The sequence below is a fragment of the Thiocapsa marina 5811 genome, from assembly GCF_000223985.1.
GTDB lineage: Bacteria > Pseudomonadota > Gammaproteobacteria > Chromatiales > Chromatiaceae > Thiocapsa > Thiocapsa marina.
The window spans coordinates 195,572-212,435 of sequence record NZ_AFWV01000002.1 but is presented as its reverse complement, the minus strand read 5'-3'; the positions used below and the strand labels follow the sequence as shown (position 1 = coordinate 212,435).

General features: G+C 63.2%; 16 protein-coding genes and 1 pseudogene. 9 read left to right on the top strand and 8 right to left on the bottom strand.

What is annotated here, in order from left to right:
- The first annotated feature begins 201 nt into the window (after nt 1–201).
- The 4 genes from THIMADRAFT_RS03360 (at nt 202) to THIMADRAFT_RS03345 (ending at nt 6,848) form a co-directional block, all read left to right on the top strand.
- Entirely contained in the window at nt 202–1,884 is a 1,683-nt protein-coding gene (locus THIMADRAFT_RS03360; RefSeq protein ID WP_007191555.1) for an ABC transporter ATP-binding protein/permease, read from the top strand.
- Nucleotides 1,885–1,894: 10 nt separating this feature from the next.
- Entirely contained in the window at nt 1,895–3,283 is a 1,389-nt protein-coding gene (locus tag THIMADRAFT_RS03355; RefSeq protein WP_007191554.1) for a GH1 family beta-glucosidase, read from the top strand.
- A 184-nt stretch (nt 3,284–3,467) separates the two neighbouring features.
- Nucleotides 3,468–5,444 (top strand): glycogen synthase, encoded by a 1,977-nt coding sequence (gene glgA, locus THIMADRAFT_RS03350; RefSeq protein WP_083829194.1) that lies wholly within the window; start codon nt 3,468–3,470, stop codon nt 5,442–5,444.
- Between the two features lie 72 nt (nt 5,445–5,516).
- Entirely contained in the window at nt 5,517–6,848 is a 1,332-nt protein-coding gene (locus tag THIMADRAFT_RS03345; RefSeq protein ID WP_007191552.1) for an alpha-amylase family glycosyl hydrolase, read from the top strand.
- Between the two features lie 152 nt (nt 6,849–7,000).
- On the opposite strand, the gene THIMADRAFT_RS03340 is transcribed toward THIMADRAFT_RS03345, so the two are convergent.
- The 3 genes from THIMADRAFT_RS03340 to THIMADRAFT_RS27745 all read right to left on the bottom strand — a co-directional run bounded on the left by THIMADRAFT_RS03340 (nt 7,001) and on the right by THIMADRAFT_RS27745 (nt 9,956).
- Entirely contained in the window at nt 7,001–8,095 is a 1,095-nt protein-coding gene (locus THIMADRAFT_RS03340) for an alpha/beta hydrolase (protein WP_007191551.1), read from the bottom strand.
- An 81-nt stretch (nt 8,096–8,176) separates the two neighbouring features.
- Nucleotides 8,177–9,034, bottom strand: coding sequence for a methyltransferase domain-containing protein (locus THIMADRAFT_RS26260; protein WP_007191550.1), 858 nt, complete (start codon nt 9,032–9,034; stop codon nt 8,177–8,179).
- Nucleotides 9,035–9,071: 37 nt separating this feature from the next.
- Nucleotides 9,072–9,956, bottom strand: coding sequence for an SEC-C metal-binding domain-containing protein (locus THIMADRAFT_RS27745; RefSeq protein WP_007191549.1), 885 nt, complete (start codon nt 9,954–9,956; stop codon nt 9,072–9,074).
- A 100-nt stretch (nt 9,957–10,056) separates the two neighbouring features.
- On the opposite strand from THIMADRAFT_RS27745, the pseudogene THIMADRAFT_RS27740 reads away from it, so the two are divergent.
- A pseudogene (locus THIMADRAFT_RS27740) lies at nt 10,057–10,164 on the top strand (hypothetical protein); the annotation flags it as partial.
- 42 nt (nt 10,165–10,206) lie between these two features.
- Here the strand turns inward: THIMADRAFT_RS27740 and THIMADRAFT_RS27735 are convergent.
- The 3 genes from THIMADRAFT_RS27735 to THIMADRAFT_RS03315 all read right to left on the bottom strand — a co-directional run bounded on the left by THIMADRAFT_RS27735 (nt 10,207) and on the right by THIMADRAFT_RS03315 (nt 12,761).
- Nucleotides 10,207–10,476 carry a hypothetical protein gene (locus tag THIMADRAFT_RS27735; protein WP_007191548.1) on the bottom strand — a complete coding sequence of 90 codons (270 nt, stop codon included), beginning with the start codon at nt 10,474–10,476 and terminating at the stop codon, nt 10,207–10,209.
- Nucleotides 10,477–10,630: 154 nt separating this feature from the next.
- Nucleotides 10,631–12,160, bottom strand: a complete 1,530-nt coding sequence (locus THIMADRAFT_RS03320) for a helicase HerA-like domain-containing protein (RefSeq protein WP_007191547.1) — start codon at nt 12,158–12,160, stop codon at nt 10,631–10,633.
- Between the two features lie 184 nt (nt 12,161–12,344).
- Entirely contained in the window at nt 12,345–12,761 is a 417-nt protein-coding gene (locus THIMADRAFT_RS03315) for a hypothetical protein (protein WP_007191546.1), read from the bottom strand.
- Nucleotides 12,762–12,991: 230 nt separating this feature from the next.
- Here THIMADRAFT_RS03315 and THIMADRAFT_RS03310 point away from each other — a divergent pair, with 230 nt between their 5' ends.
- The 3 genes from THIMADRAFT_RS03310 to THIMADRAFT_RS03300 all read left to right on the top strand — a co-directional run bounded on the left by THIMADRAFT_RS03310 (nt 12,992) and on the right by THIMADRAFT_RS03300 (nt 14,796).
- On the top strand, nt 12,992–13,612 hold the full coding sequence (locus THIMADRAFT_RS03310; protein ID WP_040729486.1) for a hypothetical protein: 621 nt from the start codon (nt 12,992–12,994) through the stop codon (nt 13,610–13,612).
- A 68-nt stretch (nt 13,613–13,680) separates the two neighbouring features.
- Complete coding sequence (locus tag THIMADRAFT_RS03305) at nt 13,681–14,259, top strand: peptidylprolyl isomerase (protein ID WP_007191544.1); 579 nt, start codon at nt 13,681–13,683, stop codon at nt 14,257–14,259.
- Nucleotides 14,260–14,604: 345 nt separating this feature from the next.
- Nucleotides 14,605–14,796 carry a hypothetical protein gene (locus tag THIMADRAFT_RS03300; RefSeq protein WP_007191543.1) on the top strand — a complete coding sequence of 64 codons (192 nt, stop codon included), beginning with the start codon at nt 14,605–14,607 and terminating at the stop codon, nt 14,794–14,796.
- Between the two features lie 93 nt (nt 14,797–14,889).
- Here the strand turns inward: THIMADRAFT_RS03300 and THIMADRAFT_RS03295 are convergent, their stop codons facing one another.
- The gene (locus tag THIMADRAFT_RS03295) at nt 14,890–15,171 is read right to left on the bottom strand and encodes a type II toxin-antitoxin system RelE family toxin (protein ID WP_007191542.1); all 282 of its coding nucleotides are present in this window, start codon (nt 15,169–15,171) and stop codon (nt 14,890–14,892) included.
- A complete protein-coding gene (locus tag THIMADRAFT_RS03290; protein WP_007191541.1) occupies nt 15,161–15,415 on the bottom strand; it encodes a type II toxin-antitoxin system Phd/YefM family antitoxin in 255 nt (84 codons plus the stop codon). Before THIMADRAFT_RS03290 ends, THIMADRAFT_RS03295 begins: the two co-directional genes overlap by 11 nt.
- Before the next feature lie 321 nt (nt 15,416–15,736).
- Between THIMADRAFT_RS03290 and THIMADRAFT_RS27350 the strand changes: the two genes are divergently transcribed.
- Nucleotides 15,737–16,846 (top strand): DUF3387 domain-containing protein, encoded by a 1,110-nt coding sequence (locus THIMADRAFT_RS27350; protein ID WP_007191540.1) that lies wholly within the window; start codon nt 15,737–15,739, stop codon nt 16,844–16,846.
- Nucleotides 16,847–16,864: the final 18 nt, after the last annotated feature.

Below are 16,864 nucleotides of genomic sequence, written 5' to 3'. Positions count from 1 at the left end.
GGTGGGGGTTGAAGGGCGTCGGTTCGGGGGTCGGCGGGATCGCGTCGAGAATCCCGCGCAACCGATCACGCAACCGATCGGGGCGTAAGGCTATACTCGCGCCCGGCCGGCGTCATCCGCGACGTTCGGCCAGTGTAGCCGGAAGGGTCGTCGTGCGCTCCGCCGGCACTCGCTTCTACGCTCTCGAAGGCCCGGCTCCACATGATCGCACTGCGCACAACCATCAGCCGCACGACCTGGAAACGCTTTCTCGAGATGCTCGCCATGCTGGCGCGCTCGGAGGTCGGCGGCAAAGCAAAGCTGCTGTTTGCTTTGCTGATCCTGCTCCTGTTCGGCATCAACGGCCTGAACGTGCTCAACAGCTACGTCGGCCGGGATTTCATGACGTCGATCGAAAACAAGAACATGGGCGGCTTCATGCACTTCGCCCTCCTCTATGTCGGCGTCTTCGCGCTCTCGACCCTGGTCGCGGTCTATTTTCGCTACTGCGAGGAGCGCCTGGGTCTGGTCTGGCGCAACTGGCTCACCGCCAGGGCGGTGGAGCGTTATCTCGACAATCGAACCTATTTTCGCCTGCAGGACACGGGGGATCTCGCCAATCCGGATCAGCGTATCAGCGAGGACATCCGCTCCCTGACCGCGACCACCTTGTCGTTCGTGTTGATGCTGCTCAACGCGAGCTTCACGGTGATCGCCTTCTCGGGCGTGATGTGGAGCATCAGCCCGCTCCTGTTCATCGTCGCGGTCTCGTATGCGGCATTGGGCTCGTTCATGACGGTTCTCCTCGGCAAGCCGTTGATCCGTTTAAACTATGACCAGCTGGACAAGGAGGCGAATTTTCGCTCGCGGCTGATCCATGTCCGCGAGAACGCCGACTCCATCGCACTCCTGCGACGCGAGGCTCGGCTGAAATACCAGCTACTCGAGCGCCTCGCCGATCTGACCGCGAATTTCCAGCGCATCATCCTGGTGAACCGCAACCTCGGATTCTTCACCACCGGCTACAACTACATGATCCAAATCATCCCGGCCTTGGTCGTCGCCCCCTTGTTCATCAAGGGAGAGGCCCAGTTCGGGGTCATTGCCCAGTCCGCGATCGCCTTCGCCCACCTGCTCGGCGCCTTTTCGCTGATCGTCACCCAGTTCCAGTCGATCTCGGCCTACACGGCCGTGATCGCACGCCTGGCGGGGCTGCGCGAGGCGATGGGCGACGGCGAAACTCCACGGTCCTCGAACATCGAGATCCGCGACGACGGCGACCGCGTGGCATTCGACGCACTCACCCTGCGCTCGCCGCGCAGCGGGCGTGATCTGGTCAAGGCATTGTCCGTGACGGTCCCGCGCGGTAAACGGCTCTTGATCATCGCGCCGAACGAGTCGGCCAAGACCGCCCTGTTCCGCGCGACCGCCGGACTTTGGGACGCGGGCGAAGGGCGAATCCTGCGCCCGAACAACCGAGCCCTCATGTTCCTTCCGGAGCGGCCTTATTTGCCGCCCGGGACGTTGCGGCAGTTGGTCACGCCGAGCGACTCCAACGGCTCCTTCACCGACGAGCGGATCCTCGCAAACCTGCGGGCACTCAAGCTCGAGCCCGCGCTCGTTCGGGCGGGAGGGCTCGATATGGAGCGCAATTGGAACGAGCTGCTCTCGCTCGGCGAGCAACAGCTGCTCGCATTCGCGCGGGTGATCCTCGCCGAGCCCGCCTTCGTCATGCTCGACCACCCGACCCGGGCGCTGAGCGAATGCCAGATCGACGAGCTGCTCGGGATGCTGCGCGAGCGCGGGATGACCTACATCACGCTCGGCGACGAGGACGATGACCCCGCCGCCTACGACGAGGTGCTGCTGGTCGCACAAGACGGCTCCTGGAGCGCCCAAACATGAGCGAGAAGACATGAGCGAACGGACACCCGCGATGCCGACCGACTCGCCGCCGAACGGCTTTCTCTGGGGCGCGGCGACCTCGGCCTACCAGATCGAGGGCTCGCCGCTCGCGGACGGTGCCGGACCGAGCATCTGGCATCGCTTCGCCCATACGCCCGGTCGCGTCCTGAACGACGACACCGGCGATATCGCCTGCGATCACTACAGCCGCTGGCGCGAGGATGTCGCCTTGATGGCGTCGCTCGGGCTCAACGCCTATCGCTTCAGCGTGGCCTGGGCGCGGATCCTCCCCGAGGGCACCGGGCGAGTGAATCAGGCGGGCCTGGATTTCTACCGACACCTGGTCGATGCGTTGCTCGAGCAGGGGATCGAACCCATGCTCACGCTCTACCACTGGGATCTCCCCGAGGCGCTCGACGCGCGCGGTGGCTGGGCGAGCGACGCAAGTCCGGGGTGGTTCGCGGACTATGCGCAGATCCTGTACCGCGCCCTCGGTGATCGGGTGCGCCTCTGGATCACCCTGAACGAGCCCTGGGTCATCACGGCAGGCGGCTATCTTTACGGGGACCTGGCGCCCGGGCACTGCAACCCGCGCGAGAGCGCGATCGTCGCGCACAACCTGCTGCGCGCCCATGCGGCGGCTTCGGCGAGTGGTCGCGCCGAGGGCATCGAACGCATCGGGCTTGCCGTCAACCTCGAGCCGCAAGACCCGGCGAGTGACTCGCCCGAAGACCAAGACGCCGCCGCGCGACGCGACGCCTTCATCAATCGCTGGTTTCTCGACCCGGTCTTCTTCGGCCGCTACCCCGCGCAGATGCAGACCATCTTCGGAACGGATTGGCCCGATTTCAGCGCAAGCGAGCTGGACGCCCTGCGTGCCCCGCCGGATTTCGTCGGCGTGAACTATTACTCACGCTCGGTCGTGCGCGCCGATCCGACCGCGCAGCCGGTCGGAGCCCGCCGCGTGCGCCAAGACACGCGCCCGCACACCGCAATGGATTGGGAGGTCCATCCGCAGGGGCTGACCGACATCCTCGTCTGGATCCAGGGACGCTACGGCAACCCGCCCGTCTACATCACCGAGAACGGCGCGGCCTTCGAGGACCCGCAGCCGGTCGCGGGGCGTCTCCGCGACCGGGAGCGCCTCGCCTATCTGCGCAGCCATCTGCGCGCGGCCTCCCGCGCGCTGCGCCGAGGGGTCGATCTGCGCGGCTATTTCGCCTGGTCGCTGCTGGACAATTTCGAGTGGAGCTACGGCTACGCGAAGCGCTTCGGCCTGGTCCGCGTCGACCCCGTCGATCGGCAACGCCTGATCAAGGACAGCGGTCGCTTTTATCGCGACGCGATTCGCCGTTACGGCGGCGGCCGGCAGCACGGCGACCCGACCGCAGCAAAATGAGCGGCGCAGAGCGGAGCAGAGTGAATCGGGGCGGACCGGGTCGCGCGGGAGCTTCGATCGAGTCCCTCGGATCGGTTCCCGCGATCGCCCGTCCAGGGACGCCGCGGCGCGACGCCCGGGGTACACTAGTCATCGGTCGCTGAGTCGTACCCGGAACGAACACCGCTGCAGGAAGAAAACAGGCATGGCGAAAAAGCCGACTGGATCCAAGCCAACCGGATCGAAAAGAGACGCCGCACGCAGCGGCGCATCCAAGCACACCGCCTCCAACTCCGCGGCAGCAGGCCGTGCGCCCCTGCCGGCAGACGCGACAAGGGGCGCCCCGGTCCGCTCGGATTCGCCGGTGCCGAAGCAAGGTGTATCGCCTCCGGCGGAGACACCCGTGAGCACTGCGGCCGAAACCGAGACATCCGCTCCCGCGGGGTACCCGGCACCACCCCCGACGCGACCCCGTCCGACGCGCGACCCGGAGCCGTCGCCCAAGCCTGCGCCGATACCTCCGAGGGAGCCAGAGCCAGTCTCGGAGCCGGTACCCGAGAAGCCGTCGGCACCGCCACCCGAGCCGCCTTCCGAACCGGTGGCCGAACCGGTGGCCGAACCCGAGCGTCAGCCGGAATCCGAGCAGCCCTCCGAGCCCGAACCCATCCACGAGCCGGAACCCCCGCCGCCCGCACCCGCGCGGCCGAACCTCTTTATTGTCCATATCACGCCCGAGCTGGCGTCGGTCGCCAAGGTCGGCGGGCTGGCCGACGTCGTCTTCGGCCTGAGCCGCGAGCTGGCGATCCGCGGCAATCATGTCGAGATCATCCTGCCGATGTACGCAACCCTGCGGCACGACCAGATCTTCGAGATGCACGAGGTCTACAAGGATCTCTGGGTCCCCTGGTACGACGGCGCCATCCACTGCACGGTCTTCTTCGGCTTCGTGCACGGGCGCAAGTGCTTCTTCATCGAGCCGCACTCGCAGGACAACTTCTTCAACCGCGGCAGCATCTACGGCTTCAAGGACGACGTGCTGCGCTACGCCTTCTTCTCGCGTGCCGCGATGGAGTTCCTCTGGAAGGCGGGCAAGCACCCTGACGTCATCCATGTGCACGACTGGCAGACCGCGCTGGTCCCGGTGTTCCTCTACGAGTTCTATCAGCCGCTCGGGATGACCCATCCGCGGGTCTGCTTGACCATTCACAACTTTGCGCATCAAGGGGTGACGGGCGTCGAGATCCTGCACGCAACGGGCCTGCATCGACCCGAACGCTTCTTCAATCAGGATCGCATGGCCGACAACACACATCCCAAGGCACTGAATCTACTCAAGGCCGGGATCGTCTATTCCAACTTCATCACCACGGTCTCGCCGCGCTACGCCTTCGAGACCAAGGACCAGGGCCAGGGATTCGGTCTGGAGCCGACCCTGCATACCCATCAGATGAAATACGGCGGGGTGGTCAACGGGATCGACTACGACATCTGGAACCCCGAGGTCGACCACCAGATCCCGGTGCGCTACAGCGTCGAGAGCATCGACGGCAAGTACGACAACAAGCGCGCCTTGCGTCATCGCCTGATGCTCGCCGACAACGAGAAGCCGATCGTCGCCTTCATCGGCCGACTCGACCCGCAAAAGGGCCTGGATCTGGTGCGCCACGCCATCTTCTACACGCTGGAGCGCGGCGCCCAGTTCGTGCTGCTCGGATCCAGTCCGGATGACCGAATCAACGGCGATTTCTGGGGCCTCAAACGGATGCTCAACGACAGCCCCGACTGTCATCTGGAGATCGGCTTCGACGAAGATCTTTCTCACCTCATCTATGCCGGCGCGGACATGATGCTGGTCCCGAGTCGCTTCGAGCCCTGCGGGCTGACCCAGTTGATCGCACTGCGTTACGGCACCGTGCCTGTCGTCCGGGAGGTCGGCGGACTCGCCGACACGGTGTTCGACAAGGATTATTCGCACCGCCCGCTGCACGAGCGCAACGGCTATGTCTTCCGCGATTTCGACAACGCCGGCCTCGAATCAGCCCTGGGACGCGCCATCGCCTGCTATCGCAACCATCCAGAGCACTTCAGGGAATTGATGAAGAACGGGATGCGCACCGACTACTCCTGGAGCACGCCCGGCCAGGACTACCTCAACATCTACGACTATATCCGCGAAGGCTGAACGGCCGCGCGACGGACTCGCCCCAGCCCCCAATCCGCCGCGCCCGGGCGCGGCAAGGAGCGCATCGGCTCGATGAAGATCTACAATCTGTTTCCCCGGCTCGCCGGACATTTCAAGGACTGGACGCCCCACCTCGAGCGGGCCTCGCGTATGGGTTTCGACTGGATCTTCGTCAACCCGATCCAGATCCTCGGTCAGTCCCGCTCCCTCTACTCGATCGCGGATCATTTCGCCATCAACACCACCTTCGTCTCGCCTGATACGGATCGGACAGCGGAGGAGCAGGTTCGCGCCATGGTCGCGGAAGCCGATCGACTCGGTCTCGGCATGATGATCGATCTCGTGATCAACCATTGCGCCAAGGACTCGCGCTTGGTGCACGAGCACCCCGATTGGTTCGTGCGCGAGGGCAACGAGGTCGCCAGCGCCTTCTGTGTCGAGTCCGACGGGAATCGGGTCGTTTGGCACGACCTGGCACAGTTCGATCACCGCGGCTCGCCCGATCGCGCGGGGCTTCTGGCCTACTGCATCGAGATGGTCGAGTACCTGGTCGCGCTCGGCTTTCGCGGCTTTCGCTGCGACGCGGCCTACCAGATCCCGAGACCGGTCTGGGAGCAGCTGATTGCGCACATCCGCAAGGGGCATCCGGATGTCGTCTTCGTCGCCGAGACACTGGGCTGCTCGCCGGAACAAACCCGAGAGACCGCGGCCGCCGGCTTCGACGCCATCTTCAACAGCTCCAAATGGTGGGACTTCGAGGGCGGATGGCTGCTGGAGCAATACGAGCAGACGCGCCGCTTGGTCCCCTCGATCAGCTTTCCGGAAAGCCACGATACGGAGCGGCTCTTTCAGGAGTGCGGAGGCAACCCCGACGCCATGAAGCAGCGCTACCTGTTCGCCGCGCTCTTCTCCGCGGGCGTCATGATCCCGATCGGTTTCGAGCATGGCTTCAGACGGCGGCTCGACGTCGTGAACACTTGCCCCGACGACTGGGAGGGCACGAACGCCGATCTCACCGACTTCATCGCCGAGGTCAACGGAATCAAGGACCGTTCCCCGGTGTTCCGTCAGGAAGGACCGATCGAGCGCCTCCATCATCCGAATCCGGCCATCCTCCTGCTCCGCAAAGGGTCCGACACGAGTCGGGACACGGCATTGCTCGCCTTGAACAAGGATCCCTGGAACCACCAACACCTTCGGATCGACGACATCTGCCAGGTCGCCCGAACAACCGACCCGATGCAGGACGTCTCGCCCGACTCACCCATGGATCGCATCCCGACACCCTTCGAGTTCGATCTCGGGCCCGGCATGGGACGTGTCTGGGTGACCCCGGCCGTGCGCTCCGACGGCGACTCCCGTAGCGCAGAGCGCGGGAACGAAGACCGGGCGCAGGTCGCTTAGAGACGGTTCAGAAGCAAAGCGTACAGATACGCGAACGCCATCAGCCCTCGTGTCGGCGCGGTTCACTCATTTAAGCCGCGTCACCTGCAAGACCTAATGGAACACGAAAGCCCGTTTCTCACCCGAACCTTCGTCGTCACTCCGAACGCGGCTTACATCAACCGATAGGCGTTGATATCGGCCGCATAAGACAACCGCTCCTCGGCCCGCCTGCCTTCGAAGGCATCGCTGAATACGGCCTTGAGCGCCGCGTTGCGCGCCACCGGCTCGCCCGCAAAATAGCCGTGGGCGTTGCCGACACCGTCGGCACGGGTGATGTCGATATAGCGTGCATTCACCGCGAATAGGTTCTTGAGGTAGTGGCCGAGCCGCGCCCGCTGCGCATCGCCCGGCTTGCGACGCGACCAGGCAAGCGCGAAGTCGTTCTCGTTGATAACGACATAGAGACGATTTCGGGCCTGGATGCGCTGAACCCAGTTCTCGTGCGCCGCGTTGTTTGCGTCGGCGGCGACCAACGACACATTGTCGAAGATAAGCTTCGCGGCGGCCGCGGCGCTCGGTTGCAGGGCGTACTTGAGCACATAGTTGCCCATGCTGTGGCACATCAGATTGAGCGTGATCTTGCAGTCATCGGCCAACAGTTGCGTGAAACGCGCCTGCACGGCCTCTCGATTGCCCCGACCGCCGTCCTCCGCAATCGCCTGCTGCCAAAAGGCATCGCGACGTGCCTCGGTCAGCTTCTCATGGTAAAGCTGCACCTTCTCGAAGAAGCGGTTGAGCGCGTCCATCGAGACCCGCGCATCCTGTTTATCGTCGAGATAGGCCGCCGTCCCGCTGACCGCTCCGCCGCCGTTCGCCGGCCAGCTGAACGGAAGGACAATGACGTTGTAGATCGCCTGAAGCGTCTCGGCCGTGCCCAGCACGTCCTTCATGTCGTTGTTGTAACCGTGGACATAGACGAGCAGATGGCGCTTCTCGCGTGCCGCCTGCTCCATCAGATCGCAGGCGACCCGTAAGCTCGCGTACCAATCCGCCCGCTCGTCGATGTCGAGTGCATGGCGTCGCTTCAGCTCACGCACCTCGGCCTGCGTCAGCCTGTCGGTGAGTAGCTCGGTGGTGTAGTGCGAGCCTTGTTTGGTGACCTTGACGAGCCGCAACTCGTTGGGACCGACGGTATTCGGCGTATCGCCGAAGAGATCCAGTCCTTCCTTGCGCGTGTTGACCTTCCGGTTCGTCACGACAAACATCGAGATACCCTCCTGATTGCCTTCGACGTAAAACACCCGAAAACATCACCGTATCGCCATCGGTCCGGACGACAAAACCCTCTACTTGCGCGCGAGAAAGGTCACGAACGACAGTCTCGCGTTGAGAATCTCCACCGACCGAAAACCGATCTGCCTGAGCTTGACCAGATACCAATCCAACGGATAGGTCACGAGGACATCCTTCAACGCCTCTTCCTTGTAATCGATATAGTCCTGACTCAGTCCCGCGTCCAACTTGAATTGCTTATAGAGACGATCCATCATCGATGACAGCATCACCTTTTCGGTCAAGACGAGAAAACCGCCGTCTTCGAGCGCTGCATGGATGTCCCTTAAATACGCCTCCCGCTGTTTGATGAAATGGAGCGTCCAGTTGGCGGTCACCAGCCGATAGGGGCCATGCTCGGACGAAAACTTGTCGGAAAGGATATAGGTTATTGCGCGATCCGTCGTATTGAACGCTCGCGCCAGCATATCGCTTGAGTTATCGATGCCGTACAAACGCCGATAACCGCGCGCGTAAAGACGTTTCAATGCCTCGCCCAAGGCACAACCGACATCGATCACCGGGGCGTCCTTCTCCAAGAACATGTCTGCAACCTCGATGCAGACGTCAAGCACGCGGGCGTAATCGGGGATATTTTGACGCGCCTCGACGGGAAAATTCTCGGCAACTTCCTGATCGAAGCGCCACCGCGTTTGCACCGACGCCTGAGTCGTCGGCTCCGGGTCAGGCCGATCGCTTTCGACATCCGCCCGTGCTTCGATCTTCGTGCCCTCGGTCGGATCGACCGAATCATCCGCGAGAGCCCGGAAGATCCTGTCCACCGTCCGAAACGACTCGATACAGCGCACCGAATAGGTCTCGGATGGATCTCCACGAAAATTGTCGATCACGCTCGTGATGTGCTTCGGCATTGCGCGGTCCGACGTCCGGTTGTTCCTGATGTAGCAATCAGCGACCCGCGGAGCCCAAGCAGCACTTCTTGTATTTCTTGCCGCTACCGCAGGGACAAGGATCATTTCGACCGACTTTGCGTGCATCTCGAACCCTGGTGGAAGAACCCGAGCGATGGCGCTGCTTGTATAAGAGGTAAAGCGACCGAAGTCGATCGTGACGAGCTTGAAAGTGGCGTGCATCGTCTTCCGTGCTGAGCCTTGTTCCGAGGTGCTCCAACAGAACGGCGTTTTCACGACCAAGCCTCTCAACGCGCCAACTCCTGCTCTTGTAATCGATGACCAGCACGGGCTCGTCGTCGGCCGACGGAACCTCGCTGACGACGTCCGCGTTCACCAAGGTGACGAAGACATCCGAGCAGCTGCACCCCGGCTTGACGCAATAGTGCTCCATCAGCGCAAATCGCTTGTCGCAGGCTTCGACAAGCTTTATCTCCGCATATGGCAGAATCTGGTGGAAATCCACCATTAAACTGTCGCGATCGATCTCAGAAACCGGGAAATAGACATCGAGATCTTCATCCGCGGCGTTTTCCGTCAGGAAGCGCTTCACGGAGAAGAAAATACCTCTCAGCGATGCCCAATCCTCGTCCGATAAGCGATCAACAAAGAGCTCCCCCAGGGCTTGCTCAGCCTGCATCGTCTTGTCGCCCGTCGTATCGAGGCAACCGTTCATCACGTCGATCAGAAATGTTGCCGGCGGAAGCGAGACCCCGTGATCGGTCGAGGCGTCCGAGGTCATCTGGATGGAGATGGACCCGCATCGACAAACCGGGTTGGGACAAACGCTGAGGCGCAGTTCGTACTGCTCGTCGGCATGATCTCCGGAAGAGCAGGTGAATCGATACCTGTCGTTGTCAGGCGCCGGCAGCTGTTCGAGCATTGTTTATCATCTCCAGGTCATAATTGCCTAACGTTCATGACGCGACACTGAACCGACCGCGCCTTGTGGAACGGGGCAAGTTCACCAAGCTCATCGGCTCATCGGCTCATCGGGGGTCAGCCTGCACGCCAAGACCTCGGTTTTCGATCAAGAGGCTCTCTTCGTCGGATCCCCGAATCCGGATCCGCGCTCCGGCAAGCTGAACACGGAGCTCGGGGTTCTGTGCCAGAGCGAGCCCCTTGCGAAAGGCCTAACGGAATGGTTCGACACCAATAAGACGCGTATCGCCTACCGCCTCGCTCTGGGTCGAACTGATTGTACGGGCGAGGATCCATGTCGAGAGCGGCTTCGGTGGATCGACGACGCCGACAGCCAGCCAGTAGTCTCCGTCCGAGAGGATCTCGACGCCGAGAGCGGCGGAATAATGTCCTTCGTAGTCGTCGTTTCCTGCAAGCGCGTACCGATCAAACAGCAGCCGGGCCCGACTCTCGGGCGGCCTGCCCTGCGCTGTGCTGCCCATCCGAACCTCGTTCGGGAGCGTCTCGTGTGTGTCCGATACCCCGGATCCGGCCGTAGAACGGCCATCACCCGATGTATGAGAAATTTAATAGACGAGATCACCGACCGCGTCAAACCCTTGCATGCGGCGCGAAGCGGTCGACTGCCGGGGCTGGTTACCTGCGCCCGCGCGTACCCCCGCCGGTCAGCGAGCCCATGATCCCGCGGACAAGCTGACGACCGATCTGGCTGCCGAGCGAGCGCATGGCACTGGTCGCGAAGGCTTCCACGGGGGTCTGACGCGTGCTGGCGCGTCGGGCGGGGGCCTTGCCGGTCGACGACGTCGGGGCGGTCTTGCCGCCTCGGCCGAAGTACTCGGACAGATCGGGGATCTCGGGCGCGGCCGAGGCCGCGGCGGCCTGCTCGGCGCGCTGCTCCAGGATCTCGTAGGCGGAGACTCGGTCGATCGTGACGTCGTAGACCCCCTTCACCAACGACTGCTCCATGACGGCCTTGCGCGCCTCGGGCTCGATCGGGCCGAGGTGACTTCCGGGCGGCGCGACGTTCACCCGCTGGACGATGCCCGGGATCCCCTGCTCGTCGAGGGTCGAGACGAGCGCCTCGCCGACGCCGAGCGCGGTGATGGTGGCCTCGGTGTCGAGCGCCGGATTCTGTCGGAAGGTCTCGGCGGCGACCCGCACCGCGCGCTGATCGCGCGGCGTGAAGGCGCGCAAGGCGTGCTGTATTCGGTTGCCGAGCTGCCCGAGCACGGTGTCCGGGACATCCATCGGGTTCTGCGTGACGAAATAGACCCCGACACCCTTGGAACGGATCAGCCGCACGACCTGCTCGATCTTGTCGAGCAGGACCTTGGGCGCGTCTTTGAAGAGCAGATGCGCCTCGTCGAAGAAGAAGACCAGTTTGGGCTTGTCTTGGTCGCCCGCCTCGGGCAGCTCCTCGAACAGCTCGGAGAGGAGCCAGAGCAGGAAGGTCGAATAGATCTCCGGGGTGTGGATGAGCGTATCCGCGGCCAGGATGTTGATATAACCGCGGCCCCGCTCGTCGGTCTGCATCATGTCCTGCAACGCGAGCGCAGGCTCGCCGAAGAGGAGATCCCCGCCCTGCTTCTCGATGACCAGCAGGCGCCGCTGGATCGCGCCCACACTCGCCGAGGAGACGTTCCCGTAACGGGTCCGGAGCTCCGCGGCGTTCTCGGCCACATGCGCCAACAAGGCGCGCAGATCCTTCAGATCCAGAAGCAGCCAGCCGTTCTCGTCGGCGACATGGAAGACGATGTTGATGACGCCTTCCTGCACCTCGTTGAGATTCAGAAGCCGCGACAACAACACCGGCCCCATCTCGGTCAGGGTCGTGCGGACCGGATGGCCCTGTCGGCCCTCGATGTCCCAGAACATCACCGGATTGCCGGCAAAGACAAAGCCCTCCTCCTGCTCCAAGCCCATCTCGGCAACCCGCTCGGCGACACGCCGGTTGCCGCCGCCCGGCTGGCTGATACCCGCGAGGTCCCCCTTGACGTCGGCGAGGAACACGGGCACGCCGATGCGGCTGAATTGCTCGGCGAGCCGCTGCAAGGTCACCGTCTTGCCTGTGCCCGTCGCACCCGCGACCAGACCGTGCCGGTTGGCCATGCGCGAGAGGATCGAGACCGGCTCGGGCCCTTTTCCGACGAGGATGGACTGGGTCATGTCAGGCACTCCGTGTAATGACGCTATTCAGCCGAGGGGTGAACAATATTCGCATTGCAACATCTTGTTTTCCTTTGCGTCCTTTGTGCCTTTTCGGTTCTAAATGCCGGATTCAGGCGTCACCTTTGTTGAATTGAGCCGAGCCCTGCCTGGCGCACGGCCGGCGGCCTGTATCGGCCGCCGCTCAGTCCGGGTCGGCGAGTGAGTCGATCTCGATCTCCCAACGGTCGAGCATTTGACGATAGATCGCGAGCTCGGCGTCGGCAAAGAAGCCGTCCGAGCGCGCCAGCAGCAGGAGCATCCGCGCCAAGGTCCGGCGCGAGACGCGGTCGGTGACCGGCGCCAGGATGGTGTCGACCCAATCCGGATCGGCGAGCCCGACGAAGCGAGCCGTGCCCGCGTGGGCGATGAGATCGTCGCAGTAACCGTCGAAGATCCGCGCGAAGTCATCGCGGTCGACGCCGAAGCGCTCGAACACGCCGAGCTGCTCGAGCATCTCCATCTCCTCGTCCTTCACCTCCCCGTCGCCGATGATGAAAAGTGAGATGACGCGCAGCATAGCCTCGGCGCTGTTGTCCGCGTAAGTGGTGATCTCGGGCATCCTCGTCCTGGCTCCTCGGTGATTTCGTTTTCGTGACGGTCGAGCGATGATCGCACAAACCCGACCGCACCGCCGCGCCCGGGTCCGGTTCAGGGACCGGCACCGCGCGTTGTCCCGTCTCTCGGGTTTGCGTTCTCGGGAGCAGAGGCTCCAAAATGAAGTCGTTTCCGGGGCGGTCTTCGCGCGACCCGGATCGGACGTTCCGATTGACCTCCACGGACGCGACAACCATGTTCTTCCCCGTCGATGAGACAACCCGCCGCAAGGCCAAGACGCCGCATGAGCTGGCGATGGTCAACCTGATCGTCTTCAACCTCATGATCGGGGTTGCGCTGCTCGCGGGCTCGATGGCGGAGCCCGATTCGATGATCGGGCGTTACAAGTGGCTTGCGGTCTCGATCCCGCTCGCCCTTTCATTGGTGCTGATCGGTGTCACCTGGATGCGGTCCAGGCAACGCGGCAAGAACACGAGCTGGTTCGCCGCAGCCCACTGGCGGTTGGCCGCAAGCCGCTATCGGCTGATCGTGATCGCCTACCTGGTGTGCGCCGCGATCCTGAGCATCGCCCTGATCGGCAAGCCGGACGAGACCGAGATCGCGGCACAGCTGAGGACGCTTCCGCCGGCGATGCAGGAGATGGAGCGGCACAAGATCGAGTCCCAAGACATGGCCAGCGCCATCTGGGCACGCATCGGCGTTGTGCCCCTGTTGCTTGCCGTGATGGTGACCATCATGCTCGAGTCCGGCGCGCTCTACCAAGCCGGCCGCGGAGAGCTGCCCGATGCGTTGGTTGCACGGTGTCCTCCGCCGGAGGGACTCGTCGGGAGCGAGACGGAGCCGCCTGTCGCATAATACGCGGCCGCCCCCGGCCTTTTTATCCGACGATCACCCACAAGGTTCCACCACGACAGGAATTGACCATGTCAAAACCATCCCTTTACCTCACCACGGTACTCTTAGCTGCTATGACGACACCCGCTCTTGCTGACAACCCCAAGGTCGCGTTGGACGTGACGATCGGCGGCGAGCCCGCCGGCACCATTACGATCGAGCTGTTCGCCGACGTGGTCCCGAAGACGGCCGAGAACTTCCGCGCGCTCTGCACCGGCGAGAAGGGCATGGGCAAGAGCGGCAAGCCGCTCACCTATGCCGGCAGTCCCTTCCATCGGATCATCCCGGGCTTCATGATCCAGGGCGGGGACTTCACCCGCGGCAACGGCACGGGCGGCGAATCCATCTACGGGGAGAAGTTCGCCGACGAGAACTTCGAGCTGAAGCACACCGAGGCCGGCATGCTCTCGATGGCCAACGCCGGTCCCAACACCAACGGGTCGCAATTCTTCATCACGGTCGATGCGACACCTTGGCTGGACGGCAAGCACGTGGTCTTCGGCAAGGTCGTCGAGGGAATGGATGTCGTCGAGGCGATGGAAGCACAGGGTTCGCGCTCCGGCGGAACCAAGACCGAGGTCGTCCTCTCGGATTGCCGCGCGCTCTAAGGTCGGTAGAACCCTCGACCCGTTTCGGGTCGAGGGCTGCACCAATTCGGGGCCGCCAAAGGCCCCGAGCCGCTGCCCGACCGACCGAACCCTCCGCATCGCGATAATCCTGGCGGGCGCGCATCGCCTGGTCACGATCCGCCCTTCATCGACTCCCGACCTTGCAAGATCCGATTGATCTCCAAGCACGACTCCGACGGCGACACAGCCGCTCGGGATTGAATTTCCCGATGAATGGACTCAGAGTTTCCGAAAGATGACAGGCGTCGTCGGATTTTGGTGCAGTCTTTGCCTCAGGATCCGCGTCTTCGACCTTTTTCAGCCAGAAGCACCGAGGATCCAGCCATGTACGACATCGATCTCGACCGAGACTATCGTGATGCCCGACCCCGCTCGGCGGAATGTCTCCGCCCGGAAGGCCAGCCCGAGCTGCGGATGCAGACGTGGGCCGACGTGCAGTGGGCGAGCGAGCAGCAAAATCGCTTCGGCCCCTATGCCCGACAGATCGAGGCCGATGTCCTGAGCAGCCTCGGCTGACCCGTACCCGGCGGGACAGGCAATGTATCCCGCCGGTCCCAAACCCTTATGCACCCGCAACGACGGCGATGCGCAGTACACAGCGTAGCTGCCCTAACGACTCGTGGCGATTCGATAGACCGCATCGCGATCGCGCTTTCCCACGGCCACGACGAGGATGAGCAACTCGGCGTCCCGAACCTCATAGACGAGTCGGTAGCCCACCGTTCGCAATTTGATCTTGTAGCGGTTTGAGCGCCCCGAAAGTCGTGCCGCCGGGACGCGCGGATTGAGCAGGCGTTCGGCGAGTTTCTTTTTGAACTGGGTTCTGACCGATGGATCCAGTTTGACCCATTCCTTCAGCGCCTCCGGATGGAAGGCCAGTTCATAGATCATCCAACGACACCTTCTGTGGTGCCTGTCCGTCCGCGAGGCGGGCATCTGCCAGCGCATTGAGCTCCAAGTCTTCCAGCCGATCCATCAGCGCCTCGTATGCATCAGCCGGCACGCAGTAAAAGGCCGGCTCATTGCGGTTGAGGATGGCGACCGCAAAGCCGTCGCCAGCCGCCACCGTCCCCATGGGGTTCCTCTTCAATTCGGACACGCTGGCGGTAACCTCCGCTAGGATGGTATGGGTCATGACGATCTCCGCTCGATTCAAGGCGCTCAGAATAGCATCCGCAATAGGTCTCTGCGCAAGTCGAGATCCTCGGAGTAACCTGCCATGAGCTACGAAAAGCCGGGGTAGTGACTGCGGTAGCGCTCGCGCGTTCTCCAAACCAGAGACGTCGGGCTTTGTCTTTTCGGGATCCTGCACTGCGAGCAAGAAACACTCTAAGTTCTCCAGAACCGATCACTGATGGATCAAATCGCTCGCTCTTCGCAGACGCACGCACTGTCGACCGGCTACTGCCCGACACCGGAGCAGCTTGATGAGATCCATCGTCTTTGAGGGCGATACTTGGGAGCAACATGGGCGGACGACGGCAAGGGTCCGGACAGTCGCGCCCGGCAGCGGGACATCGATGCCGCGGTGCGACAGGTGATCGGCGGAGCGGTGGATGCGGACGAGGTGATCGACCTCTTCGCGGTGGCCGGCCTCGACGAGGCGCGGCTGGACATCCTGAGCGATGAGTTCCTGGAGCGTGTCGCCGCGCTGGAGCAGAAGAATCTGGCCCTGGAGACGCTGCGCAAGCTGCTGAACGATCGGATCCGCAGCACCGAGCGCAGCAACCTGGTGCGCAGCCTTAAATTCCGCGAGGCGTTGGAAGACGCCCTGCTGCGCTACACCAACAAGGCCATCACGACAGCGGAGATGATCGCCCGTCTGATCGACCTGGCGCGGGACCTGCGCGAGGCGCAACGGCAGGACGAGGCGCTGGGCTTGAGCACCGAAGAGATCGCGTTTTACGACGCGCTGGCCGAGAATGCCTCGGCGCGCGAGGTCATGCAAAGCGGCGCGCTCCGGCTGATGGCCCGCGAGCTGACCGAGATGCTGCGCCCGCACGAGTGGTATGCTCGAGTCGCTGACTCCGTGGTCGGATCGGACGGGGGACGCCCCCCGCAGATTGGCGTGAAATGGTCAGACCGAGGCGACGAAGCCTGGCAGAATCCTCGGAAATACGAGGCTATCACGCGGACCATTTCGAACACATTCGTCGCCGCTGCGGCGACCGGCGTTGAGGACACTGACGATGAATACAGCGCAATCCTTGCAAAACCTGCGGGCCCGTCCGCGCAACGGCCTTTGGCTGGTCTCCGCCCTGGCACTATCCGGACTGACTGCCTGTGCGTCGAGCGGGGATCAGGTCTCCGGCGTCATGCAGGTGACGATCAAACCCGGCGACACCGCGAACTGCGACTCCAGCCCATGCCAGGTGTCCTTCCAGATGCCGCCGGGCTCGGGCACCTACGAGGTGACCGGCAACGAGATCAAGATCGGCGACTTTCCCGCCGGCGAGACCGTCTCGCTCGGCAGTTTCTGGTCAAGCAACGCCATCAAGGTGGTCGGGGCCAATGTTCCGACGGCCTACGTGTACGTTCCATCCCAGCCCTGAGTCCGCAGCCCTGAGTCCGCAGCCCTGAGCAC